General features: G+C 69.5%; 20 protein-coding genes and 1 tRNA gene. 17 read left to right on the top strand and 4 right to left on the bottom strand.

Features of this window, described 5'->3' with window-relative positions; all coding sequences use genetic code 11:
* Nucleotides 1-72 precede the first annotated feature (72 nt).
* From AB4Z46_RS05745 to AB4Z46_RS05705, 9 genes are all read left to right on the top strand, one after another.
* The gene (locus AB4Z46_RS05745; RefSeq protein ID WP_442282509.1) at nucleotides 73-996 is read left to right on the top strand and encodes a shikimate dehydrogenase family protein; all 924 of its coding nucleotides are present in this window, start codon (nucleotides 73-75) and stop codon (nucleotides 994-996) included.
* Nucleotides 997-1,033: 37 nt separating this feature from the next.
* A complete protein-coding gene (locus AB4Z46_RS05740) occupies nucleotides 1,034-1,921 on the top strand; it encodes a sugar phosphate isomerase/epimerase family protein (protein WP_442282508.1) in 888 nt (295 codons plus the stop codon).
* Nucleotides 1,918-2,751, top strand: coding sequence for a shikimate dehydrogenase family protein (locus tag AB4Z46_RS05735; protein ID WP_442282507.1), 834 nt, complete (start codon nucleotides 1,918-1,920; stop codon nucleotides 2,749-2,751). Before AB4Z46_RS05740 ends, AB4Z46_RS05735 begins: the two co-directional genes overlap by 4 nt.
* A gap of 57 nt (nucleotides 2,752-2,808) precedes the next feature.
* Nucleotides 2,809-4,017: a multidrug effflux MFS transporter gene (locus AB4Z46_RS05730; protein ID WP_442282506.1), complete on the top strand. Its 1,209-nt coding sequence runs from the start codon at nucleotides 2,809-2,811 to the stop codon at nucleotides 4,015-4,017.
* Complete coding sequence (locus tag AB4Z46_RS05725; protein ID WP_442282505.1) at nucleotides 4,014-4,778, top strand: alpha/beta fold hydrolase; 765 nt, start codon at nucleotides 4,014-4,016, stop codon at nucleotides 4,776-4,778. Before AB4Z46_RS05730 ends, AB4Z46_RS05725 begins: the two co-directional genes overlap by 4 nt.
* 98 nt (nucleotides 4,779-4,876) lie before the next feature.
* Nucleotides 4,877-5,551: a DsbA family oxidoreductase gene (locus tag AB4Z46_RS05720; protein WP_442282504.1), complete on the top strand. Its 675-nt coding sequence runs from the start codon at nucleotides 4,877-4,879 to the stop codon at nucleotides 5,549-5,551.
* Between the two features lie 83 nt (nucleotides 5,552-5,634).
* Nucleotides 5,635-7,206 (top strand): DUF1800 domain-containing protein, encoded by a 1,572-nt coding sequence (locus AB4Z46_RS05715; protein WP_442282503.1) that lies wholly within the window; start codon nucleotides 5,635-5,637, stop codon nucleotides 7,204-7,206.
* 13 nt (nucleotides 7,207-7,219) lie between these two features.
* Complete coding sequence (locus AB4Z46_RS05710; RefSeq protein WP_442282502.1) at nucleotides 7,220-8,431, top strand: DUF1501 domain-containing protein; 1,212 nt, start codon at nucleotides 7,220-7,222, stop codon at nucleotides 8,429-8,431.
* An 89-nt stretch (nucleotides 8,432-8,520) separates the two neighbouring features.
* Complete coding sequence (locus tag AB4Z46_RS05705) at nucleotides 8,521-9,726, top strand: DUF2252 domain-containing protein (RefSeq protein WP_442282501.1); 1,206 nt, start codon at nucleotides 8,521-8,523, stop codon at nucleotides 9,724-9,726.
* A gap of 15 nt (nucleotides 9,727-9,741) precedes the next feature.
* On the opposite strand, the gene AB4Z46_RS05700 is transcribed toward AB4Z46_RS05705, so the two are convergent.
* Nucleotides 9,742-10,605, bottom strand: a complete 864-nt coding sequence (locus AB4Z46_RS05700) for a LysR substrate-binding domain-containing protein (RefSeq protein ID WP_442282500.1) — start codon at nucleotides 10,603-10,605, stop codon at nucleotides 9,742-9,744.
* 66 nt (nucleotides 10,606-10,671) lie between these two features.
* Here AB4Z46_RS05700 and AB4Z46_RS05695 point away from each other — a divergent pair, with 66 nt between their 5' ends.
* The 6 genes from AB4Z46_RS05695 to trhA all read left to right on the top strand — a co-directional run bounded on the left by AB4Z46_RS05695 (nucleotide 10,672) and on the right by trhA (nucleotide 16,656).
* Complete coding sequence (locus tag AB4Z46_RS05695; RefSeq protein ID WP_442282499.1) at nucleotides 10,672-11,859, top strand: YbfB/YjiJ family MFS transporter; 1,188 nt, start codon at nucleotides 10,672-10,674, stop codon at nucleotides 11,857-11,859.
* Nucleotides 11,860-11,875: 16 nt separating this feature from the next.
* Nucleotides 11,876-12,469, top strand: coding sequence for a carboxymuconolactone decarboxylase family protein (locus AB4Z46_RS05690; RefSeq protein ID WP_442282498.1), 594 nt, complete (start codon nucleotides 11,876-11,878; stop codon nucleotides 12,467-12,469).
* A gap of 113 nt (nucleotides 12,470-12,582) precedes the next feature.
* Entirely contained in the window at nucleotides 12,583-14,310 is a 1,728-nt protein-coding gene (locus AB4Z46_RS05685) for an ABC transporter permease (RefSeq protein WP_442282497.1), read from the top strand.
* A gap of 23 nt (nucleotides 14,311-14,333) precedes the next feature.
* On the top strand, nucleotides 14,334-15,641 hold the full coding sequence (locus AB4Z46_RS05680; protein ID WP_442282496.1) for an ABC transporter ATP-binding protein: 1,308 nt from the start codon (nucleotides 14,334-14,336) through the stop codon (nucleotides 15,639-15,641).
* Between the two features lie 11 nt (nucleotides 15,642-15,652).
* Nucleotides 15,653-15,728, top strand: a tRNA-Gly gene (locus AB4Z46_RS05675).
* A gap of 325 nt (nucleotides 15,729-16,053) precedes the next feature.
* Nucleotides 16,054-16,656, top strand: a complete 603-nt coding sequence (gene trhA / locus AB4Z46_RS05670) for a PAQR family membrane homeostasis protein TrhA (protein WP_442282495.1) — start codon at nucleotides 16,054-16,056, stop codon at nucleotides 16,654-16,656.
* A 44-nt stretch (nucleotides 16,657-16,700) separates the two neighbouring features.
* Here trhA and AB4Z46_RS05665 read toward each other — a convergent pair whose 3' ends face one another.
* The gene (locus AB4Z46_RS05665; protein ID WP_442282494.1) at nucleotides 16,701-17,384 is read right to left on the bottom strand and encodes a TetR/AcrR family transcriptional regulator; all 684 of its coding nucleotides are present in this window, start codon (nucleotides 17,382-17,384) and stop codon (nucleotides 16,701-16,703) included.
* A 43-nt stretch (nucleotides 17,385-17,427) separates the two neighbouring features.
* On the opposite strand from AB4Z46_RS05665, the gene AB4Z46_RS05660 reads away from it, so the two are divergent.
* Nucleotides 17,428-18,537, top strand: a complete 1,110-nt coding sequence (locus AB4Z46_RS05660) for a DUF2855 family protein (RefSeq protein ID WP_442282493.1) — start codon at nucleotides 17,428-17,430, stop codon at nucleotides 18,535-18,537.
* Between the two features lie 6 nt (nucleotides 18,538-18,543).
* Here AB4Z46_RS05660 and AB4Z46_RS05655 read toward each other — a convergent pair whose 3' ends face one another.
* Nucleotides 18,544-19,173, bottom strand: coding sequence for a flavin reductase family protein (locus AB4Z46_RS05655; protein WP_442282492.1), 630 nt, complete (start codon nucleotides 19,171-19,173; stop codon nucleotides 18,544-18,546).
* A 100-nt stretch (nucleotides 19,174-19,273) separates the two neighbouring features.
* On the opposite strand from AB4Z46_RS05655, the gene AB4Z46_RS05650 reads away from it, so the two are divergent.
* On the top strand, nucleotides 19,274-20,155 hold the full coding sequence (locus tag AB4Z46_RS05650; protein WP_442282491.1) for a DUF3014 domain-containing protein: 882 nt from the start codon (nucleotides 19,274-19,276) through the stop codon (nucleotides 20,153-20,155).
* Nucleotides 20,156-20,167: 12 nt separating this feature from the next.
* Here AB4Z46_RS05650 and AB4Z46_RS05645 read toward each other — a convergent pair whose 3' ends face one another.
* The gene (locus AB4Z46_RS05645; RefSeq protein WP_442282490.1) at nucleotides 20,168-21,460 is read right to left on the bottom strand and encodes an RNA polymerase sigma factor; all 1,293 of its coding nucleotides are present in this window, start codon (nucleotides 21,458-21,460) and stop codon (nucleotides 20,168-20,170) included.
* Nucleotides 21,461-21,466 lie beyond the last annotated feature (6 nt).

The raw sequence follows: 21,466 nt of genomic DNA, 5'->3' as shown, positions 1-21,466 counted from the left end.
GCCTCTCCACAGCGATGACACTTCGGCGGAATCGCGCGATAGTCGAGTCATCCGAAGCGAGGATCCAGAGCCATGTTCCCTTCCATCGTCGGCAGCACCTCCGTCTACCTGCTCCCCGGAGACCCGGTCACGAACGTGCGCCTGCCGCGCATGTTCAACGCGGTGTTCGAGCGTTTCGGCATCGATGCCGTGATGGTGCCGGTGCAGGTGGCCAAGCGCGACCTCGCGGTGTTCGTCAAGGCCGCCTTCCTCGCGAAGAACGTGCGCGGCATGGCGATCGCGCCGCCGCACAAGCCGCTGCTGGTCGACCTGCTCGACGGCTGCGGCCTGTTCGGCCGCGTGGCCGGGTCGGTGAACGTGGTGCGCCGCATCGACAACGGCGAGCTCGAGGGCGACCTGTTCGACGGCGAGGGCCTGCTGGGCGCGCTCGACCGCTGCAACATCCCGTTCCGCGGCAAGCGGGTGCTGATCCTCGGCGCCGGCGTCAGCGCGGCGGCGATCGGCGTCGCGCTGGCCGAAGGCGGCACGGTCAACGGTGCCGAACACATTGCCTTCCATGACATCGTGGCCGGCAAGGCGGCCGGCGTCGCGGCCCAGCTCGACGCCTTCTTCGACGCCACCACGGTGGCGGTCGACAGCAGCGACCCGGCCGGCTACGACCTGGTGATCAACGCCACCTCGCTCGGGCTGAAGCCCGACGATGCGCTGCCGGTCGACGTGGCCCGCATGGAGCCGCACGCGGCGCTGTTCGACATCCTGCTGCGCAACCAGCCCACGCCGCTGGTGCGCGCCGCGCGCGCGCGGGGACTCCATGCGCAGGCCGGCTTCGAGATGCTGGTGCAGCAGATGCCGCACTACCTCGATTTCTTCGGCCACCGCGATGCGGCCGACGGGCTGCGCGAGGACGCCGACTTCCTGCGCGAGCTGATCTATCCCGCGGCGATGGCCGGCGAGATCCGCAACCCCTTGCGCTACCAGTCCGCGAACGTGGCCTGAGCGCCGGGCCTTCCTTTCCTCACCCCTCGGGATCCCCATGGCCATCGCCCTCGACCGCTTCGGCTTCAACACCGTCACCATGGGCGGCGAGCTCGGCCACAAGCTCGAGTGCATGAAGGCGGCCGGCTTCGCGGGCGTGGAGCTGTGGGCGCGCGACCTGATCAACCATCCGGCCGGCGTCGAGAAGGCGGCGCAGCTGGTGAAGCACAGCGGCCTCAAGGTCACCGACTTCCAGCCGCTGCGCGATTTCGAATGCGCGCCCGACGCCATGCGCCCGCACCGGCTCGAGATGGCGCGCGAGCAACTGCGCCAGATGGCGCTGGTCGGCAGCGACCTCCTGCTGTGCTGCTCGACCACTTCGCCGCTCGCGATCGACGACCCCGAGCGCGCCGCCGAAGACCTGCGCACACTCGCCACGCTGGCCACGCCGATGGGCATCCGCATCTGCTACGAGGCGCTCTCCTGGGGGCGCCATGTGAACCGCTGGCACCAGGCCTGGGACATCGTGCGCCGCTGCGACCGCGAGAACGTCGGCCTCAACCTCGACTTCTTCCACATGTCGGTGCATGGCGACGACACCGGCGAGACCCTGGCGCAGCTCGCCGAGGTCCCGATCGAGAAGATATTCCTCGTGCAGCTGGCCGACTACTTCTTCGAGTACAGCGACCGCCAGGCCGACATGATCGAGCTGGCGCGCCACCAGCGCCTGTTCCCGGGAGAGGGCCTGCACGACGTGCGCGACCTCGTGCAACTGCTCGAGGACAAGGGCTACCGCGGCCACTACACCTTCGAGGTGTTCAACGACGACTACGTCAATTCCGACCCGATGGTGGTCGGCCAGCGCGCGATGAAGAGCGCGCGCTGGATCAGCGAATCGCATGTGGCCGGCACCCAGCCGGCCTTTCCAAGGACGACTCCCCCATGATTTCCGGCAAGACCATCCTGATCGCCCACCTGGGCTACCCGACCGAGAGCTTCAAGGCCCCGATGATCTACAACCCCTGGTTCGACCAGCAGGGCATCGACGCCGTCGTGATGCCGATGGGCGTCCAGGCCGAGGGCTACGCGGGCGTGCTGGCCTCGCTGTTCAAGCTGACGAACATCCGCGGCGCCCTGGTCACGATGCCGCACAAGATCACGACCCTGTCGCTGGTCGACGAGGCGACGCCGACCGCGAAGATCGCCGGCGCCTGCAATGCGATCCTCAAGCGCCCCGACGGCACGCTGCTGGGCGACCAGTTCGACGGCGCCGGCTTCGTGCGCGGCGTGCAGCGCAAGGGCCGCGCGCTCGAAGGTGCGCGGGTGCTGGTGTCGGGCAGCGGCGGCGTCGGTTCCGCGATCGCGGCCTCGCTGGCGGCGGCCGGCGTGGCCGAGATCGCGCTCTACGACAGCCACGCCGCATCGTCGGAGGCGCTCGCGGGGCGCTTGCGCGCGCACTATCCCCGGCTTGCCGTGACCACCGGCTCCAACGACCCGGCCGGCCGCGACCTGGTGGTCAATGCGACGCCGCTCGGCATGAAGGAGGGCGATCCGCTGCCCTTCGACGTCGAGCGCATCGCGCCGTCCACCTTCGTCGGCGAGGTGGTGATGAAGAGCGAATACACGCCGCTGCTGCGCGCGGTGCGCGACAAGGGCTGCGCGGTGCAGGTCGGCACCGACATGTTGTTCGAGATGATCCCGGCCTATCTGGAATTCTTCGGTTTCGGCACCGCCACGCCGGAGGACCTGCGGGCCGTGGCGACGCTGGCCTACTGATCGAACCCTCCTCATGAGCCTCTTCGAAGGATTCCTCACCAACCCGGGCGCGCTCCAGTGAGCGGGGTTGCCGCGCGCCGCGGCATCTCCTTCGTGCTGCTGCTGCCCTTGCTGCTGGCCGCGCAGCCGGTCGCCACCGACAGCTATCTTCCGGCGCTGCCCGCCATCGCGCGCGAACTGGGGTCGGCCAGCGCCAGCCTCACGGTCTTCGTGCTCGCCTTCGGCTTCGGGCAATTGCCGTGCGGTCCGCTGTCGGACCGTTTCGGGCGCCGGCCGGTGCTGCTCACCGGTCTCGCGTGCTATGCGCTGGCGGCCCTGGGCTGCGCGCTCTCGACCGGCATTCCGATGCTGGTGGCCTGCCGGGCGCTGCAGGGATTCTCGATGGCCGCCATCCTGGTCTGTGCCCGGGCCGCGGTGCGCGATCTCTTTCCGGCGCACGAGGGCCCCCACGTCATGGCGCGCGGCCTGACCGGGCTCGGCGTGGTCGGGTTGCTCGCACCCGTGCTGGGCGCCTACACGGTGCAGTCGGCGGGCTGGCGCTGGGTGCTGGCCGGCATGGCGGCCTATGCGCTGGTGCTGTGGCTGCTGTGCCTGCGCGGCTTCGATGAAACCCGGGTGCGCGCGACCGACCCGGCGGCACCTGCAGGCAGCCTGCGCGAGGTCTTCGCGAGCCGCAGTTTCAGGGCCTGGGCTTCCCTGGCCGCGGCCACCTACGGCGGGCTGTTCTGCTTCCTGCTGCTGTCGCCGATGGTCTACATCAGCTATCTCGGGCTCTCGCCGGCCATGTACGGCTGGATTCCGGCCGGCGGCTCGCTGGTCTACATCTTCAGCACCACGCTGTGCCGCCGCCTGCTGAAGCGCAGGGGTGCGGTGCGCGCGGTGCAACTCGGCTCCCAGCTGAGCCTGGCCGGGCCGCTGGTGCAGGCGCTGGGTTGCTGGCTGGCGCCGATGTCGGCCTGGCCGCTGCTGCTGGGCCATGCCATCTATTGCGTCGGCCATGGCATCCACCAGCCTTGCGGCCAGGCCGGGGCGGTCGGCGACCTGCCACATCTGGCCGGGCGGGCGGTGTCGTGGTCGGGTTTTGCGATGATGGCGGCTGCGTTCACCCTCGGGCAGATCGCGGCCGGCTTCGTCGACCCCGAATTCAGCCACGGTGCCTGGCCGATGGTGCTGCCGATGGCGTTGGCCGGCGTCGCGCTGGTGCTGATCGCGTTCGTCTGGCTGCCGCGCCTGCCGCCGTCCCATCCAGGAAAGGAAACACCATGACCCGTTTGAATGTCGTTCGCGAGGGCGGTGGCCCGATCGTCGTGCTGAGCCATGCGCTGGGCTGCGACCTGCACATGTGGGACGGCGTCGCCTCGCTGCTTGCCCGTGCCCACACGGTGCTGCGCTACGACCACCGCAACCACGGCAGCTCCGAAGTGGTCGCCGGGCCGCTCACGCTGCAGGTCCTGGCCGACGATGCGGCCGCGCTGATCGAGCGCGAGGCGGAGGGCGAGCCGGTGCATTTCGTCGGCATTTCGATGGGCGGCATGACCGCGCAGGCGCTGGCGTCGAGGCGGCCGGAGCTCCTGAAAACGCTGGTGATCGCCAACTCGGCCGCCCACTATCCCGATGCCGCACCGTGGCGGGCCCGCGTGCAGACCGTGCAGGCGGAGGGCGTGGCGGCGATCGCGCCGGGTGCGATGGCGCGCTGGCTGACGCCCGAATTCGTTTCCACGCCCGAGGGCGCCGTTGCGGCGCGGCAGTTGCAGGAGACGCTGGTGCGCACCGACGCGGCCGGCTACATCGCGAGCTGCGACGCCGTGGCGGGCATCGACTTCCGCGACAGCAACCGCCGCATCGCGGTACCCACGCTGGTGATCGCGGGCAGCCGCGACGAGGCCACGCCGCCTTTGATGTCCGAGGCGATGGTGGCGGCCATTCCGGGCGCGCGCCTGGCGACCATCGACGCGGCGCATCTGAGCGCGGTCGAGCGGCCGGTGGAATTCACGCAGTTGCTGCTCGATTTCTGGCGCAGCCTCTGACGACTGCAACGGAAGTGGGGGAATTGGGGGCGGTGCGGTTGAAAGATGCCCCGCCGACCCCATCATCCGGTGCTGCTTCATCCCTCGGACCCTCCACCATGACCTCCCGGCTCAAGATCGATTTCGTTTCAGACGTCTCCTGCCCCTGGTGCGCCGTCGGCCTCGGCGCCCTCGAAGCCGCCCTGAAGAACGTGGCGCCCGACGTCACGGCCGAGCTGCACTTCCAGCCCTTCGAGCTCAATCCGCAGATGCCGCCTGAAGGCCAGGACGCGTTCGAGCACCTGAACCAGAAGTACGGCTCGACCCGCGAGCAGCAGGCGCAAGGCCGCGCCGCGATCCGCGCCCGCGGCGCGGCGGTGGGATTCGCCTTCAGCGAAGGGGGGCGCTCGCGCGTCTACAACACCTTCGATGCGCACCGGCTGCTGCACTGGGCCGAGCTTGAAGACCTGGCGAAGCAGGCGGCGCTCAAGAAGGCGCTGCTCAAGGCCTGCCACACCGACGGCGAGAACCCGTCGGACCCCGACGTGCTGGTGCGCCTGGCCGCCGAATCCGGACTCGATGCGCAGCGCGCGCGCGCCATCCTGGCGAGCGACGAGTACGCGGCCGAAACCCGCGAACGCGAGCGCTTGTACACCGATGCGGGCATCCATTCGGTGCCGGCCATCATCATCGACAACAAGCACCTGATCTCGGGCGGCCAGCCGGTGGAGGTCTTCGAGCGCGCGCTGCGGCAGATCGCCGGTGCGGCGCCGGCCGCGACCTCCCTCGCTTGAGGCGGAAGTAAAGTACGTCAACCGCCGGGCGGGCCGGGCGATTGAGTGGAGCAGCCCCACCCACTCGAAGGCAAGGAGCCTGGATGACGACCCACCGATCCGCCCGATCCGCCGCCGCATCCGCGCTCCTGCTGTCGGGCGTCTTGTTGCTGGGCTCGTGCGCGGCACCGGGCGGCTGGAGGCCGCCGCCCAAGGTGTCTGCCCTCGATGAAGCCACGCAGCTGCGCTGGCTGGAGCGCGTGAGCTGGGGCGCCAATGCAAGCAGCGCCCAGCAGCTGGCGCGCGAAGGCTTGCCCGCATGGCTGCAAACGCAGCTGCACCCGCAGCCGGCGGTGCTGCCGGCCGAGGCGCAGGCTCGGATCGACGCCATGGCGATCTCCCGGACGCCGGTCGAGCAGCTGGTCGTGACGCTCGATGCGCAGCGGCGCGCCGCCGATGCCCTGGCCGACGAAGAACAGAAGAAGGAAGCGCGAAAGGCCTACCAGCAGCAGCTCACGCAGCTTGCACAGGAGGCGCGCCAGCGCTTCGTGCTGCGTGCGCTCTATTCGCCGAACCAGTTGCAGGAGCAGATGACCTGGTTCTGGGTCAACCACTTCAACGTCGATGCGCGCAAGAACAACCTGCGCGCGCTGGTGGGCGACTATGAGGAGACGGCGATCCGGCCGCATGCGCTCGGCAAGTTCCGTGACTTGCTCGGCGCCACGCTGCACCACCCTGCGATGCTGAGCTACCTGGACAATGCCCGGAACGCGGCCAACCGCATCAACGAGAACTATGCGCGGGAGCTGATGGAGCTCCACACGCTGGGCGTCGGCAGCGGCTATTCGCAGGGCGACGTTCAGGAGCTCGCCCGGGTGCTGACCGGCGTCGGCATCCGGGTGCGCGCGCCCGATGCGCCGCCGCTCGCCGTCCGGCCGGCCTTGCGCGGCGACTACGTGCAGCAGGGCCTGTTCGAATTCAATCCGAACCGGCACGACTACGGTGCCAAGACCCTCCTGGGGCGGCCCATGACGCAGCACGGCCTGGCCGAGGTCGACGAGGCCCTCGACCGGCTGGCGCGTTCGCCCGCGGCGGCGCGCTTCATCTCGGGCAAGCTGGCGGTCTATTTCGTCGCCGACGAACCGTCGCCGGCGCTGGTGGCGCGCATGGCCGACACCTTCGGCCGCACCGACGGCGATATCGCCGCGACGCTGCAGACGATGTTCGAATCGCCCGAGTTCGCGGCCTCGCTCGGCCACAAGTTCCGTGACCCGGTGCACTACGTGATCGCCAGCGTGCGGCTGGCCTACGACGCTCGCGTGGTCGGCAATGTGAATCCGATGCTCGGCTGGATGAATCGCATGGGCGAGCCGCTCTATGGCCACGAGACGCCCGACGGCTATCCGCTGACGCAGGATGCCTGGGCCAGCGCGGGCCAGATGAGCACACGCTTCGAGATCGCGCGCGCCATCGGCGCCAACGGCGCGGTGCTGCTCCGGACCGACGACCGCGCCGCGCTGGAGCAACCCGCGTTTCCGCAGCTGGCCGATTCGCGCACCGTGCGCGCGAGCCTGCCGGGTTTCGGCGTCGACACGCGCGACGCATTGGCCCAGGCCAGGTCGCCGCAGGACTGGAACACCTTCCTGCTGGCTTCGCCCGAACTCATGCACCGTTGAAGAAGGACCGTCCATGCAACGCCGTGACCTCGTCAGACTGCTGGCTGCCGCGCCGCTCGCCGGCGCGGCCGGCCGGCTGCTCGCCGCGCCGGCGGCCGGCAGCGCGAAACTGCTGGTGGTGTTTCTGCGCGGTGCCTACGACTGCGCCAGTGTGCTGGTGCCGACCGCGAGCGACTTCTATTACGCCGCGCGCCCCAACATCGCCATCGCACGGCCTGGCGAGCCCAACGGCGCGCTGGCCCTCGACGCCCACTGGTCCCTGCATCCGGCGTTGGCCGCGAGCCTGATGCCGATGGTCCAAAGAAAGCAGCTCGCCTTCATCCCGTTCGCGGGCACCGACGACCTCACGCGCAGCCACTTCGAGACCCAGGATTCGATCGAACTGGGCCAGGCGCTCGACCAGCGCCGCGACTACCGCTCGGGCTTCCTCAATCGGCTGGCCCTCGTGCTCGGCGCCGGTCCGCTGGCCGATGTGGCGCCGATCGCCTTCACCGACCGGTTGCCGCTCTCGCTGCGCGGCGACGCCAAGGCCGCCAACATGGCGCTGGCTGCCGTCGCCCGGCAGGGCATCGACGAGCGCCAGAGCCAGGTGATCCAGGCGATGTACCGCAACACCGCGCTCGCGCAGCCGGTGAGAGAAGGCTTCGAAGTGCGCGACGAGGTGCGGCGCGCTGTGCAGGCCGAGCTGGACGCCGCGAGCCGCAACGCGATGACCGCCAGGGGCTTCGAACTCGTCGCCCGCCGCATGGCGCGACTGATGCGCGAGCGCTTCGACCTGGGCTTCGTCGACGTCGGCGGCTGGGACACGCACGTGGGGCAGGGCGGTGCCACCGGCTACCTCGCGAACCGGCTCGAGGAACTGGGCCGCGGCTTGGCGGGCTTCGCCACCGAAATGGGCGACGACGCCTGGCGCGACACCGTGGTGGTGGTCATCAGCGAGTTCGGCCGCACCTTCCGCGAGAACGGCAGCCGCGGCACCGACCATGGGCACGGCACCGTCTACTGGGTGCTCGGCGGCGGACTGGCCGCGCAGGCCGGCGGGCGCATCGTCGGGGAGCAGGTGGAGGTCTCGCAAGCGCGTCTTTTCCAGAACCGCGACTACCCGGTGCTCAACGAATACCGCGCGGTGTTCGGCGGCATGTTCGCGCGCATGTACGGGCTCACGGCGGCCCAGCTCGATCGGGTGTTCGGGGGCGTGGCGGCGAAGGAACTGGGCCTGGTCTGACCGGACGCTGACCCGCGCGCCCTGCCGGTCGACCGGTGCGCTTAGGATATTGCCGATGTGCACCGGCCTCGGTGCAGCCGAGGTGCTCGATGAACATCGTCAAGCAGATTCGCAACTTCAATGCGGACCGCGAGCCCGAACGGTTGGCGCTCAAGTACCGCAGGATGCGCAGCGATCCTTTCGTGTTCCTGCGGGCCACCTGCCATCTTTTCTATGCCCGGCTGCCGCTGGCGCCGGTGATGCGCAAGGCGCCGGCCGCCTGGGCCTGCGGCGACCTGCACCTGGAGAACTTCGGCAGCTACAAGGGCGACAACCGGCAGGTGTACTTCGACCTCAACGACTTCGACGAGGCGCTGCTGGCGCCGCTCACCTGGGACCCGGTGCGCGGCCTGACCAGCATCCTCGTCGCGGGCAGCTCGCTGCATCGCGACCCGGCCGTGCCGCCGCACCTGTGCGACTTGTTCCTGGACGTCTATGCACGCACGCTGGTCGACGGCAAGCCGCGATGGGTCGAGCGCGAGACCGCCATGCCGCCGGTCAGCGACCTGCTGCAGGCGGTGCGTCAGCGCAGCCGGCCCACCTTTCTCGACACCCGCACCGTGCTGCAAGGCCGTCGCCGCCGGATCCGCATCGACGGTCGCAAGGCCCTGGCCGCCGCACCGGAGCAGCATGCAGCGGTGAAGACCTTCGTTGCCGACTTCGCCGCGCAGCAGCCGGTGCCGCGCTTCTTCGAGGTGCTGGACGTGGCGCGCCGGATCGCCGGCAACGGCAGCCTGGGCGTGGATCGCTACATCGTCCTGGTGCACGGCAAGGGCTCGCCCGACGGCAACTACCTGCTCGACCTGAAGCAGGCCCTGCCCGCATCGCCGTTGCCGCGCGTGCCCCTGAAGCAGCCGGCCTGGACCGACGAGGCGCAGCGCGTGGTGACGGTGCAGCGGCGGATGCAGGCGATCGCGATGGCCTTCCTGCATCCGGTGCACATGGGCGGGATCCCCTACGTGCTGCGCGCCCTGCAGCCCAGCGAAGACCGGGTGACGCTCGCCGGCACAGGCATCCGGCATCCGCAGGCGCGACTGGAACACCTGGTGACCGTGATGGCGCAGTGCCTGGCATGGGCGCAGTTGCGCAGCAGCGGGCGCAGCGGTTCGGCCAACGCCGACGAGCTGATCGATTTCGCACAGGGCCGCAAATGGCGCCGCCAGCTCATGGAGGTCGCGCGCCATTGCGCGGCCGAGGTCGACGGCGACTGGAAGGTGTTCTGCGCCGCCTACGATGCAGGGGCTTTCGCGGGTTGAGGTCGCGACCGTCCGTCAGGGCTTGCCCAACATCTCGATCAGCCGCGCCAGCGCCACCGACGGCGTGCCGTGCCACACGAGATGCGTGCGATTGCTGCGGATGCGCTCCGGCAGCGCGTGCTGGCGAACATCGGCGGTCGCGCGCAGCGCCTTGAGCACCGACACCGGCACGATGGCGAAGCCCGTGCCCGCGGCCACGCAGGCGATCATCGCCTGGTAGGAAGAGAACTCCAGCGAACGCACGGGCGCCGCGCCGCCCTTGCCGAGCCATTGCTCGAGCAGCCGCCGATAGGAGCAGCCCTGGGCGAACGCGATCAGCGTGGCGTCGGCCAGATCGCCGGGCCCGGAGACCGAGGCCACGCTGCGCGCCGTGACCAGCACCAGTTCTTCCTCGAAGACCGCCATCGTTTCGAGCCCCGGTGCCGAGAAGGGCTGGGACACGAACGCGGCCTCGACCTCGAAGGCATTCACCCGCTTCAGCAATGCGCCCGTCGTTCCCGTGACCAGCTCGACCACGACGCCGGGATAGAGCTTGTGGAAGCGCGACAGTAGCGGCGCGAGCCGGCTGCCGGCCGTGCTTTCGAGCGAGCCGAGCCTGAAGGTTCCGACGGGCATTGCGCTGCGCAGCTCGCTCTCGGCTTCGTCGGCCAGGCGCAGCAGGCGCTCGGCGTAGGGCAACAGCTTGGCGCCCGCGGGCGCGAGCGCAAGCGTGCGGCCCTGGCGATGGAACAGCTTCTGGCCCAGCCGGCCTTCGAGCTGCTGGATGCGGGTCGTGACATTCGACTGCACGCGATGGAGCTTGTCGGCCGCACGGATCACGCCGCCCTCGGCAACGACGGTGCGGAAGATCTCCAGGGAGTCGAGATCGATGGTTCTCATTTGAAGAATGAATGTTCTGAATAATTCATTTGTGGCGTTGGCGAATTCTGCGTCCAATCGGGGCTCATGTCGAACCCTTCCATCGCCGTCGCCCGGCCCTCCTTTGTCGCCACCTGCATCGCGGGGCTGCTGGCATTGGCCGTCGCGATGGGCATCGGGCGCTTTGCCTTCACGCCGATGCTGCCCCTGATGATCCGCGCCGGCAGCGTCGATGTGGCGGCCGGCGGCTGGCTCGCAGCGGCCAACTATGCGGGCTATCTGCTCGGCGCACTGACGACCGTGCGCATCCCGTTGACGCCGCAGCGAATCGGGCTCGTGGCGCTCGCGGCGATCGTCCTGTCGACGGCCGCCATGGGCCTGACGGCGTCGTTGCCGATCTGGCTGGTGCTGCGCTTCGTCGCCGGCGCGGCCAGCGCCTGGGCGCTGGTGAGCACCAGCGTCTGGTGCCTGGCCTGGCTCGCCCGCTTCGAGCGGCCGTCCGGGGCGGGCCTTCTCTATGCGGGCGTCGGCGTGGGCATCGCGATCGCGGGCCTCCATTGCTGGCGCGCCGGCGCTGGCGGCGTCGCGGCCGACGGGCTCTGGCTGCAGTTGGGTGCGCTCGCATTGGCGGGCCTGTTCGTCGTCGCGCTGCTGATGCCGCGCGAGGCTGCACCCGGCGCGATTGCGTTGCCGGTATCGACGGCCGCAGCCGCGTCGCCAGGCGCCGCGGGCACCCCATGGGGCCTCGTGATCTGCTACGGCGCCCTCGGCTTCGGCTACATCCTGCCGGCCACCTTCCTTCCGGTGCTCGCGCGCGCCGTGGTCGACGACCCTTCGGTGTTCGGCGCCGCCTGGCCGGTGTTCGGCGCTGCGGCCGCCGCGTCCACGTGGTTCGCGAGCATGGCGCTGGGCCGCGTGTCGCGGCGGCGGGTGCTGGCCGGCAGCCACGTGCTCATGGCCGCCGGCTGCCTGCTGCCGCTGCTGCATCTGTCGGCGATCACCGTCCTGGCGGCCGCGGTGCTGGTGGGCGGCACCTTCATGGTCGCGACCATGGCCGGCATGCAGGAGGCCAGGGCGCGCACTGTCGGCGACCCGACGCGCGCGCTCGGCCGCATGACGGCCGCCTTCGCGATCGGCCAGATGGCCGGCCCGATGCTGTCCTCGACCCTGAGCGGGACGTCGCAGGGCTTCGGCGGCTTGTTTGTCGCGCTGGCCGTCGGCGCGGTGGCCTTGCTGGTCAGCGCGGCGTGGCTGGTAAAAACCGATCTGAACTAACCGAAAGAGACCCATCATGTTCCAGCAAGGCCATACCGATCCCTGGGCCGAACGCCTCCCGATGCCCGCCGCCGACGCGATGACGCACGCGCAGCGCGCCGCCGCCCAGGCCCTGATCGACGGGCCTCGCAAGGCCGTCTTCGGCCCCTTCGTGCCGCTGCTGCAGAGCCCGGTGCTGATGGAGCGCATCGGCAGCCTCGGCGAGTACCTGCGCTTCGACAGTGCGCTGGACGCCCGCGTGCGCGAGCTGGTGACCTGCGCGGTCGCGCGCCACGTCGGCAACCAGTTCGAATGGGTCCTGCATGCGGCGGCGGCGGTCAAGGCCGGAGTCAGCGCCGAGGCCGTCGAGGCCTTGCGGCTCGGACGTCGGGCCCAGCCGTTGGCGCAGGATGAGCAGCTCGCGCTCGACTTCGCGCTCGAACTGCTGCAGCACCACGGCGTCAGCGAGCCGACCTATGCAGCGGCCGAGGCGCTCTTCGGCAAGGCGACGGTGGTCGAGCTCAGCGCCCTGGTGGGCTATTTCACGATGGTCTGCTGGATCATGAACGTGGCCCACACGCCGGTGCAGGGTGCCGAGGGGCAGCGCGGGCTGGACGCCTTTCCACTGTAGTACGCGAAGACGGCGCGTGGGGCTGCGTGAGTCAGCCCAGCGTCCGGTTGGAAAGGCACAATGGCGCCCGCGCCGCGGACCGGGTCCGTGCATCGAACCCATCGCCTCCGCCCATGCTCGACAAACGCTTCTTCCCGCGCCAGGCCGTCGCGTCCGGCGGCAATCGCTGGGACTGGGCGCTGCTGCCGCTGGTGCTGGCGGCGCTGTTCGCGCTGGCCTTCGGCGGCGCCCAGATGGCGCGGCCCTACGAGCTCGGGCAACCGCTGCCGATCAGCCTCGATCCGTGGATGCTGCCGTACTACCTGCTGCGCACCACGCTGCGCATGTTCCTGGCACTCGCGGCGTCGCTGCTGTTCAGCTGCGTCTTCGCGGTGCTGGCGACCCGCTACCGCGCCGCCGAGAAGGTGCTGGTGCCGATGCTCGACATCCTGCAGTCGATCCCGATCCTGGGCTTCCTGTCGATCACGGTGACCGGCTTCATCGCGCTGTTCCCGGGCAACCTGCTCGGCGTCGAGTGCGCCGCGATCTTCGCCATCTTCACCTCGCAGGCCTGGAACATGGCGTTCAGCCTCTACCAGTCGCTGCGTACCGTGCCGTCGGAGCTGCGCGAGGCAGCCTCGGTGTTCCAGCTCTCGGCCTGGCATCGCTTCTGGCGGCTCGAGCTGCCGTTCGCGATGCCCGGGCTGCTGTGGAACATGATGATGTCGATGTCCGGCGGCTGGTTCTTCGTGGTCGCCTCCGAGGCGATCTCGGTCTCCAACCAGAGCATCATGCTGCCCGGCGTGGGCTCCTACATCGCGATGGCGATCCAGGCGCGCGACCTCGGCGCCATCGGCTGGGCCATCGGCGGCATGCTGATCGGCATCACGCTCTACGACCAATTGTTCTTCCGCCCCCTGATCGCCTGGGCCGACAAGTTCCGCTTCGAGGAGGGCAGCAGCGAGGACGCGCCGCGCTCCTGGCTGCTCACCTGGCTGCGCCGCACCGAGCGCATCAAGCTGGCCATGACCGGCGCGGCGCGGCTGCTCGAGCGCACGCTGGTGCTGTTCCGGCGCGACCATGACGGCACCTCGATCAAGGCCCGGCCACGCTCGCCGAACCCGGCCATGGCGCGCGCGTGGGACGCCGCGCTCGCGGCGGCGGTCCTGCTCGCCGTGGTGTGGCTGGTGCGCTTCATCCACACCGAGGTCGGCTGGTCCGAGGTCCGCCATGTGTTCGTGCTGGGCCTCTACACGATGATCCGCGTGGTGGTGCTGATCGCGCTGGCCGCGCTGGTCTGGGTGCCGATCGGCATCTGGATCGGCATGAACCCGCGCTGGGCCGGGCGGCTGCAGGGCGTGGCCCAGTTCATGGCGGCGTTTCCGGCCAACCTGATGTTCCCGGTGGCGGTGCTGTTCATCGTGCGCTGGCAGCTCAATCCGAACATCTGGCTGGCGCCGCTGATGGTGCTGGGCACGCAGTGGTACCTGCTCTTCAACGTGATCGCCGGCGCGTCGACCGTGCCGACCGAGCTGCGCTACGCGGCGAGCAACCTCGGGCTCGGCGGGTGGCTGCGCTGGCGGCGCTACCTGCTGCCGGCCGTGTTCCCGAGCTTCGTCACGGGGGCCATCACGGCCAGCGGCGGCTCCTGGAACGCGAGCATCGTGGCCGAGTACGTGACCTGGGGCGACACCACGCTGCAGGCCGCGGGGCTGGGCAGCTACATCGCCCACATGACCGCCATCGGCGACTTTCCGCGCATCGCGCTGGGCATCGGCGTGATGTGCGTGTTCGTGATGGGCATGAACCACTTCGTGTGGCGCCGCCTCTACGAACTGGCCGAGAACAGGATGCATTTTTGATGACGAACCTGCCAGGAGGGCCCATGGCCGAAGCCATCGTTGAATTGAAGGGCGTGGGCAAGTCCTTTCGCTCGGCCGACGGCGCCGCGCGTTCGGTGCTCGAAGGCGTCGACTTCCGCCTGGCCGAAGGCGAGATCGTGGCGCTGCTGGGCCAGTCGGGCTCGGGCAAGTCGACGCTGCTGCGCATCCTTGCGGGCCTGATCGGCGTCGACGCCGGCAGCGTGCGCTACCGCGGCCAGCCGCTCTATGGGCCGGCGCGCGGCATTGCGATGGTGTTCCAGTCCTTCGCGCTCTTTCCCTGGCTCACGGTGCAGCAGAACGTCGAGCTGGGACTGGAGGCGCGCGGCGTTGCGCCGGCGGAGCGGGCCCGGCGCGCGAATGCCGCGATCGAGCTGATCGGCCTGGCGGGTTTCGAGGGTGCCTTGCCGCGCGAACTGTCGGGCGGCATGCGACAGCGCGTGGGCATCGCGCGCGCGCTGGTGGTCGAGCCCGAGGTGCTGCTGATGGACGAGGCTTTCTCGGCGCTGGACGTGCTCACTGGCGAACGCCTGCGCGACGACATCCTGCGACTCTGGGGCAGCGGCGAGATGCCGACCAAGGCGATGCTGATCGTCTCGCACAACATCGAGGAGGCCGTGCTGATGGCCGACCGCGTACTGATCTTCGCGGCCGACCCGGGGCGTGTGCGCGCCGAGCTGCCGATCCGGCTTGCGCGACCGCGCGATGCCGACAGCCTGGAGGTGAGGGCGCTGATCGACGAGGCCTACGCGCTGATGACCGCCGGCGCGCCGATGGCCGGCCGTGCGCCCGAGGAGCCGGTGCGCATGCACCTGGGCGATCGCCTGCCCGATGCCGACATCGGCCGCATGGAGGCCTTGCTCGAGATGCTGGTGGAAGACGGCCGCGCCGACCTGCCGCAGCTCGCGGAGGAGGCCGAGCTCACCGACCACGAACTGCTGCCGCTGGCGCAGGCCCTGTCGATGCTGGGCTTCGCCCAACTGGCGGACGCCGACCTGCATCTGTCGGAGCTGGGGCGCCACTATGTGGCCGGCGCGCACACGCTGCGCCAGCAGCTGCTGGGCCAGCAACTGCTGGCGCACGTGCCGCTCGCGGCGCACATCCGCCATAGCCTGGAGCAGGCGCCGGCGGGCGAGTTGCCGCAGGAACCGTTCCTCGATCTGCTCGAGGAGAGCCTGGACCGGGCGACCGCCGAGCGGGTGCTGCGGACCGCGATCGAATGGGGGCGCTATGGCGAGGTGTTCGAGTTCGATCTGCGCACCGGACTCATTCATTTGCCGGCCGGCGAAGAAGTCGAAAAAAATGCTCTATAATCGAAGGCTTCGCGGGAGTAGCTCAGTTGGTAGAGCGCAACCTTGCCAAGGTTGAGGTCGAGAGTTCGAGACTCTTCTCCCGCTCCAATTGGGGTGACCTGGATTTTTCAGCGAAGTCCATGCGCACCCAGAAAAAAGAGGCTTCGGCCTCTTTTTTTTTTGGCCTTTCTTTTGCTTCCGGCGTCTGTCGGAAATCGGAAACGTCCCACCGAAATCTCGGCGACTTCGCCCAAGCCCGAGCTTTTCTTGCAGGCATATTCGGCGCTCCATGCCTTGAAATCAGCACGGGGTCCGTCAGGTCGACATCGGACCCATCGAAGGGACCCGAATGACCCACGCATCCGCCTCGCTTTCCCGCAGACGACCCGCCCGAGCGCTAGCCGATCGCGACCAGACGCCCATAGAGGAACTAATGAACGCGCTGAGCCATGGCCTCGGGCTGATGCTTGCCATCGCCTCGCTGCCGATCCTGGTCTACAGCGCCTCGCGGCAAGGCAGCGCGGCAGCGGTGGTCGGCGCCAGCCTGTTTGCGGGGACGATGATCCTCATGTACCTGATCTCCACCCTGTACCACGCGCTGCCGGTCGGGCGCGCGAAGCTCTGGCTCAACCGGGTGGACCACGCGGCGATCTATCTGTTCATCGCCGGCAGCTACATGCCGTTCCTGCTCGGGATTTTGCGCGGCCCGTCGGGCTGGGCCTTGTTCGGCGCCGTCTGGTGTGCCGCCGCGCTGGGCGTTGCTGCCAAGCTGTTCAATCGCCTGCGGCATCCGCTGTGGTCGACCGGCTTGTATGTGGCGATGGGCTGGATGGCCGTCATCGCGGCCGTGCCGCTGTACGAACGCATGTCGGCCACCGGCCTCATGTGGCTGGTCGTCGGAGGCCTTGCCTACACGGCCGGCGCCGTCGTCTTCCTGTTCGACTCCAAGGTGCGCTTCGCGCATTTCGTCTGGCACCTGTTCGTGCTGGCCGGCAGTGTCTGCCATTTCTTCGCGGCGCTCTGGCACGCCCACTGAGCCCGGACAGGCCCGCACCGACCACCCGCACGTCGACGAACTCGTCAACCGTGCGCGGGCTCCGACAGCGCGACGCGGTGCAGCACGAGCGACTCCATCTCGGCGACCCAGCCGGCGTCGTCCGCCGGATCGGGCCGCAAGAGAAGGCGATAGCGCCGCCCGCCCCAGGCTGCGGTCAGCAAGGCCTGGATCGTCGCGGGTCGCGCTGGCCGGGGCAGGTCGGTGCAGGCGGCGAAGGCCTGGTGCCACCGGATTGCCAGTTCGTCGTACACGCGTTGATGGTGCTTGGGCTCGGCCACGCGGTGCACCAGCAGCAGCATGCCGCGGTCGAAGGCCGGCAGTCCTTCGAGTCCGCTGTCGCAGGTGATGCGCACCAGCCGCCCCAGACGCTCGCGTGCGGGCAGTTCCGCGGCCGGCGGCGCGACGGCGTCGGTGTCGAGCCGCCGCAGCAAGGCCTCGATGCAATGGCGCACGTAGCCCGACAACAGCGCTTCCTTGTCCGGGAAGTAGTCATACAGCGTGCCGACGGCGATGCCGGTTTCGAGCGCCACGGCGCGGGTCGTCACGCCGTCCCAGCCCTCGGCATTCCAAATCCGAACAAACGCGTCGTAGATGGCCTGCACGGTGAACTTGGCGCGGGCCTGCGTCGGGCGTTTCAGCGGCTTGGAGCGAGCCGGAGTGGTCTCCGTCGTTTTTCCGAACCCGCTGGTGGATGGGCGGCGGTACATTTTTTGGCAAGGGGGTCGACCCCCGAATCACCTGGGACAAGACATGAGCGACGCTTTCACTTTAACCCGTCTCGAGACTCGCAAGGACGCGCTGGGCACCACGCGCCTTCGCAGCGCGCAAGACGCTGGCGCGCTGGCCGACGGCGAGGTGCTGATGCGCATCGACCGCTTTGCCCTGACCACCAACAACATCACTTACGCGGCCTTCGGCGACGCGATGATGAAGTACTGGTCCTTCTTTCCGACCGGCGACGAGGACTGGGGCCACATGCCGGCCTGGGGCTTCGCCGATGTGGTTGCGTCGACCGTCGAAGGCGTCGAGGTCGGCGAACGCTTCTACGGCTACTTCCCGATCGCCAGCCACCTGCGCATGACGCCGGTGCGCGTGACCGAGCGCGGCTTCTATGACGGGGTGCCGCACCGCAGCGAACTGGTCTCGGCCTACAACCAGTACATGCGCTGCAGCCGCGACGCCGGCTATGCGCAGGCCCTCGAGAACTACCAGATGCTGGTGCGTCCGCTCTTCATCACCTCGTTCATGCTGGCGGACTTCCTGGAGGACAACGCCTTCTTCGGTGCCAGCCAGGTGGTCGTCTCCAGTGCCTCGAGCAAGACGGCCTACGGCACCGCCTTCTGCCTCGGCCAGCGCAAGGGCCTGAGCCTGATTGCGCTGACCTCGGAGCGCAACCGTGGCTTCGTCGAGAACCTGCGCTGCTACGACCAGGTGCTGCCCTACGCCGGCGCGAGCGTGCTGCCTGCCGACGTGCCGACGCTGTACGTCGACTTCTCGGGTGACGACGAGCTGCGCGCGACCATCCATCGCCATTTCGGCGCGGCGCTGGTCTACGACTGCTACGCCGGCTCGGCGCAGAAGACCGCCTTCCTCGCCGAAACGCCGCTGCCGGGACCCAAGCCCTTGCTCTACTTCGCGCCGGTGCAGATTCGCAAGCGCAATGCCGACTGGGGGCCGCAGGAAGTGAACCGGCGCTTCAACGAGGCGCAGGCCCGCTTCATCGCCGAACTCAGCCGCCCGGGCAATCGCTGGATGGCGCTGGCGCAAAGCCAGGGCTTCGAAGCCGCGCAGCAGGTCATCGCCGATCTGCATGGCGGACGTGTCGACGCGCAGCAGGCGCACGTCGTCCAGCTGGCCTGAGCCGCGCTACATCTCGTCGATCTGCGTGCTCCGCACCTCGTCCTGGGCCGCCAGGGCATAGCGCTCGCGCGTCTTCACGTAGAAGCTCGCGCCGAAGCGGCCGACCGGAAAGTAGTGCTGCAGGCGCACGCGCCAGGTCTCGGTGTCGATCAGTTCGTCGCGCGCGTGCATCCAGCGCACCTGGCCGATGAAGATCTGCCGGCTTTCGGTTTCGAGCGTCTCCCAGAGCGTGCATTCGAAGGCGACCGGGGCCTCGGCGATGCGCGGCGGCTTGACCGCTTCGCTGGGCAGCGTGGTGAAGCCGACCACGTCGAGCTCGCTCACGTGCGGCGGGTGGCGCTCGCCGCAGCGGTGCATCCGCTCGGCGATGTCCTCGTCGGCCAGGTGGATCACGAACTCGCCGGTGCGTGCGATGTTGGCCGCAGTGTCCTTGAGCACGCCGTCCTGCAGCCGGTTGACGCTGATCATCACGATCGGCGGTTCCTCGCCGAGCATGTTGAACATGCTGAAGGGCGCGGCATTGACGATGCCGTCCTCGCCGAGCGTGGTGACCAGCGCGATCGGCCGTGGCACGATCAGGCTCGCCATGAGCTTGTAGCGCTGGTACTCGGTCAGGGTGGAGAAGTCGATGTTCATTCGGATTCCTTGACGCTCACAGGGCGTTACGGCAGGAAGCACCGGCGTGGTTTCCAATGGACTCCACGCATTGCCCGCATTTGAAAGAGAGGATTCCACCATGCCCGAACGGGACCCAGCAGAATTCAGGCCAGCACGCGAGTCTTCGGTGTGGACCCTGGTGATTGTCGTTGCCGTGATCCTCGCGGCCGCCTTCGGCTGGTGGCGCTGGTCGCTGCAGAAGGAGGCGCCGCCGGCACCACCCGTCGCCAGCGCGCCACCGCCAGCGGCCGCGCCGGCCGACACGCCCCCTCCGGTGGCGGTCGGCCCGCAGAATCCGGTCGACGCGCTGGCCGAGCCCGAGGCCGCGCTGCCCGCGCTCAACGACGCCGACGGCCGCGTCACCGCGGCGCTCAACGAGCTGCTCGGGAAGAAGTCGGTCGGCGCCTTCCTCGAGACCGGTGGCTTCGTGCGCCGCTTCGTCGCCACCGTCGACAACCTGCCGCGGGCGCAGGCGCCTGCGCGCATGTGGCCGGCGCAACGGGCGCCCAAGTCCTTCGAGGTGCAGGGCGCCGGCGAGCTGAAGACCATCGGCGCGGACAATGCCAGCCGCTACACGCCGTTCGTGCTGTTCGCCGAGTCGGTGGACACGGCCCGGGCGGTGGCGCTCTATGCCAGGTTCTATCCGCTGTTCCAGCAGGCCTACGAGGAGCTGGGCTACCCGGGCAAGTATTTCAACGACCGGCTGGTGGCCGTGATCGACCATCTGCTGCAGGCGCCCGAACCCGCCGGACCGGTGCAGGTGAAGCTCACCGAAGTGAAGGGCGAGATGGCCTCGCAGCATCCCTGGATCAGCTACGAGTTCGTCGACCCGAAACTGGAGGCGCTCTCCGCCGGACAGAAGATGCTGGTGCGCATGGGACCGGTCAACGAGCGCCGGCTGAAGTCCAGGCTGAAGGAGCTGCGGGTCCAGCTCGCGACCGGCGCGGTGGCGAAGAAATAGCCGGCTGGCCGGTCAGCCGGCGCTCGCGGGGCCGCTGGAACAGGCCAGCGCCCGCATCAGCAGCAGCTTGCGCTCGCGTGCGTTGCGCGTGAGTTCCGCGGCCCGCTTGAACTCCTCGCGGGCCTCGCCCTTTCGGCCCAGCTTGGCGAGCAGGTCGCCGCGCACGCTCGGCAGCAGGTGGTAGCCCTGCAGCTGCGGCTCCGAGCGCAGTGCATCGACGAGTTCGAGGCCCACCGCCGGGCCGAAGGCCATCGACAGCGCCACGGCCCGGTTCAGTTCGACGATCGGCGAGGGCGCGAGCTGGGCCAGTGCCTCGTAGAGCGCGGCGATGCGCGTCCAGTCGGTCTGCGCCGCGCTGCGCGCGCGTGCGTGACAGGCCGCGATGGCGGCCTGCAGGGCATAGGGACCGAGGGTGCCGCCCAGCTTCTCGGCTCGCTCCAGTGCGGCGAGGCCGCGCCGGATCAGCAACTGGTCCCAGCGCGCGCGGTTCTGCTCGAGCAGCAGCACCGGCTCTCCGTTGGCGTCGATGCGTGCGGCCGCGCGCGAGGCCTGGATCTCCATCAGCGCGACCAGGCCGTGGACCTCCGGCTCCTCGGCGACCAGCTCGGCCAGGATGCGCCCGAGCCGCAGCGCTTCATCGCACAGCGCCGGACGCATCCAGTCTTCGCCGGCGGTGGCCGAATAGCCCTCGTTGAACACCAGGTAGATGACCTCGAGCACGGACGCGAGGCGGGCGGCCAGCTCGTGCGCGCGCGGCGCCTCGAAGGGCACCCGCGCGGCGGCCAGCGTCCGCTTGGCGCGCACGATGCGCTGAGCGATCGTCGCTTCCGGCACCAGGAAGGAGCGTGCGATCTCGTCGGTGGTCAGGCCGCCCAGCAGGCGCAGCGTCAGGGCGACCCGGGCCTCGGGCGAGAGCACCGGGTGGCAGGCGGTGAACACCAGGCGCAGCAGGTCGTCGCCCACCTCGTCGTCGAGCGCGGCGTCCACCGCTTCGGCGAAGTCGGCGGCGGCGATCGCATGCCGGGCATCGAGTTCGCGGCCGATTTCTCCTTCCTTGTTCGCATGCAGCGTGCGCTTGCGCAGCAGGTCGATCGCGCGGCGCTTGGCCGTGGCGGTGAGCCAGGCGCCCGGATTCTCCGGGATGCCCTCGCGCGGCCATTGCTCGAGGGCCGCGACCAGCGCGTCCTGCGCCAGTTCCTCGGCCACGCCGACATCGCGCACCATCCGGGCCAGCGCGCCGATGATCCGCGCCGACTCGATGCGCCAGACCGCGTTGACCGCGCGATGCGTCTCGGCGACGTTCATCCGGAA

Origin of the sequence: Variovorax sp. M-6, from assembly GCF_052114385.1 — a bacterium.
GTDB lineage: Bacteria > Pseudomonadota > Gammaproteobacteria > Burkholderiales > Burkholderiaceae_C > Variovorax.
This window is presented reverse-complemented; position numbering and strand designations above follow the sequence as displayed.

Bases quoted from the DNA above. Each gene is read 5' to 3' on its own strand.
- trhA (WP_442282495.1), top strand. From the start codon at position 16,054: ATGAACGCGCTGAGCCATGGCCTCGGGCTGATGCTTGCCATCGCCTCG.
- AB4Z46_RS05665 (WP_442282494.1), bottom strand. From the start codon at position 17,384: ATGTACCGCCGCCCATCCACCAGCGGGTTCGGAAAAACGACGGAGACC.
- AB4Z46_RS05745 (WP_442282509.1), top strand. From the start codon at position 73: ATGTTCCCTTCCATCGTCGGCAGCACCTCCGTCTACCTGCTCCCCGGA.
- AB4Z46_RS05645 (WP_442282490.1), bottom strand. From the start codon at position 21,460: ATGAACGTCGCCGAGACGCATCGCGCGGTCAACGCGGTCTGGCGCATC.
- AB4Z46_RS05685 (WP_442282497.1), top strand. From the start codon at position 12,583: ATGCTCGACAAACGCTTCTTCCCGCGCCAGGCCGTCGCGTCCGGCGGC.
- AB4Z46_RS05740 (WP_442282508.1), top strand. From the start codon at position 1,034: ATGGCCATCGCCCTCGACCGCTTCGGCTTCAACACCGTCACCATGGGC.
- AB4Z46_RS05710 (WP_442282502.1), top strand. From the start codon at position 7,220: ATGCAACGCCGTGACCTCGTCAGACTGCTGGCTGCCGCGCCGCTCGCC.
- AB4Z46_RS05725 (WP_442282505.1), top strand. From the start codon at position 4,014: ATGACCCGTTTGAATGTCGTTCGCGAGGGCGGTGGCCCGATCGTCGTG.
- AB4Z46_RS05715 (WP_442282503.1), top strand. From the start codon at position 5,635: ATGACGACCCACCGATCCGCCCGATCCGCCGCCGCATCCGCGCTCCTG.
- AB4Z46_RS05695 (WP_442282499.1), top strand. From the start codon at position 10,672: ATGTCGAACCCTTCCATCGCCGTCGCCCGGCCCTCCTTTGTCGCCACC.
- AB4Z46_RS05705 (WP_442282501.1), top strand. From the start codon at position 8,521: ATGAACATCGTCAAGCAGATTCGCAACTTCAATGCGGACCGCGAGCCC.
- AB4Z46_RS05700 (WP_442282500.1), bottom strand. From the start codon at position 10,605: ATGAGAACCATCGATCTCGACTCCCTGGAGATCTTCCGCACCGTCGTT.
- AB4Z46_RS05650 (WP_442282491.1), top strand. From the start codon at position 19,274: ATGCCCGAACGGGACCCAGCAGAATTCAGGCCAGCACGCGAGTCTTCG.
- AB4Z46_RS05720 (WP_442282504.1), top strand. From the start codon at position 4,877: ATGACCTCCCGGCTCAAGATCGATTTCGTTTCAGACGTCTCCTGCCCC.
- AB4Z46_RS05690 (WP_442282498.1), top strand. From the start codon at position 11,876: ATGTTCCAGCAAGGCCATACCGATCCCTGGGCCGAACGCCTCCCGATG.
- AB4Z46_RS05655 (WP_442282492.1), bottom strand. From the start codon at position 19,173: ATGAACATCGACTTCTCCACCCTGACCGAGTACCAGCGCTACAAGCTC.
- AB4Z46_RS05735 (WP_442282507.1), top strand. From the start codon at position 1,918: ATGATTTCCGGCAAGACCATCCTGATCGCCCACCTGGGCTACCCGACC.
- AB4Z46_RS05680 (WP_442282496.1), top strand. From the start codon at position 14,334: ATGGCCGAAGCCATCGTTGAATTGAAGGGCGTGGGCAAGTCCTTTCGC.
- AB4Z46_RS05660 (WP_442282493.1), top strand. From the start codon at position 17,428: ATGAGCGACGCTTTCACTTTAACCCGTCTCGAGACTCGCAAGGACGCG.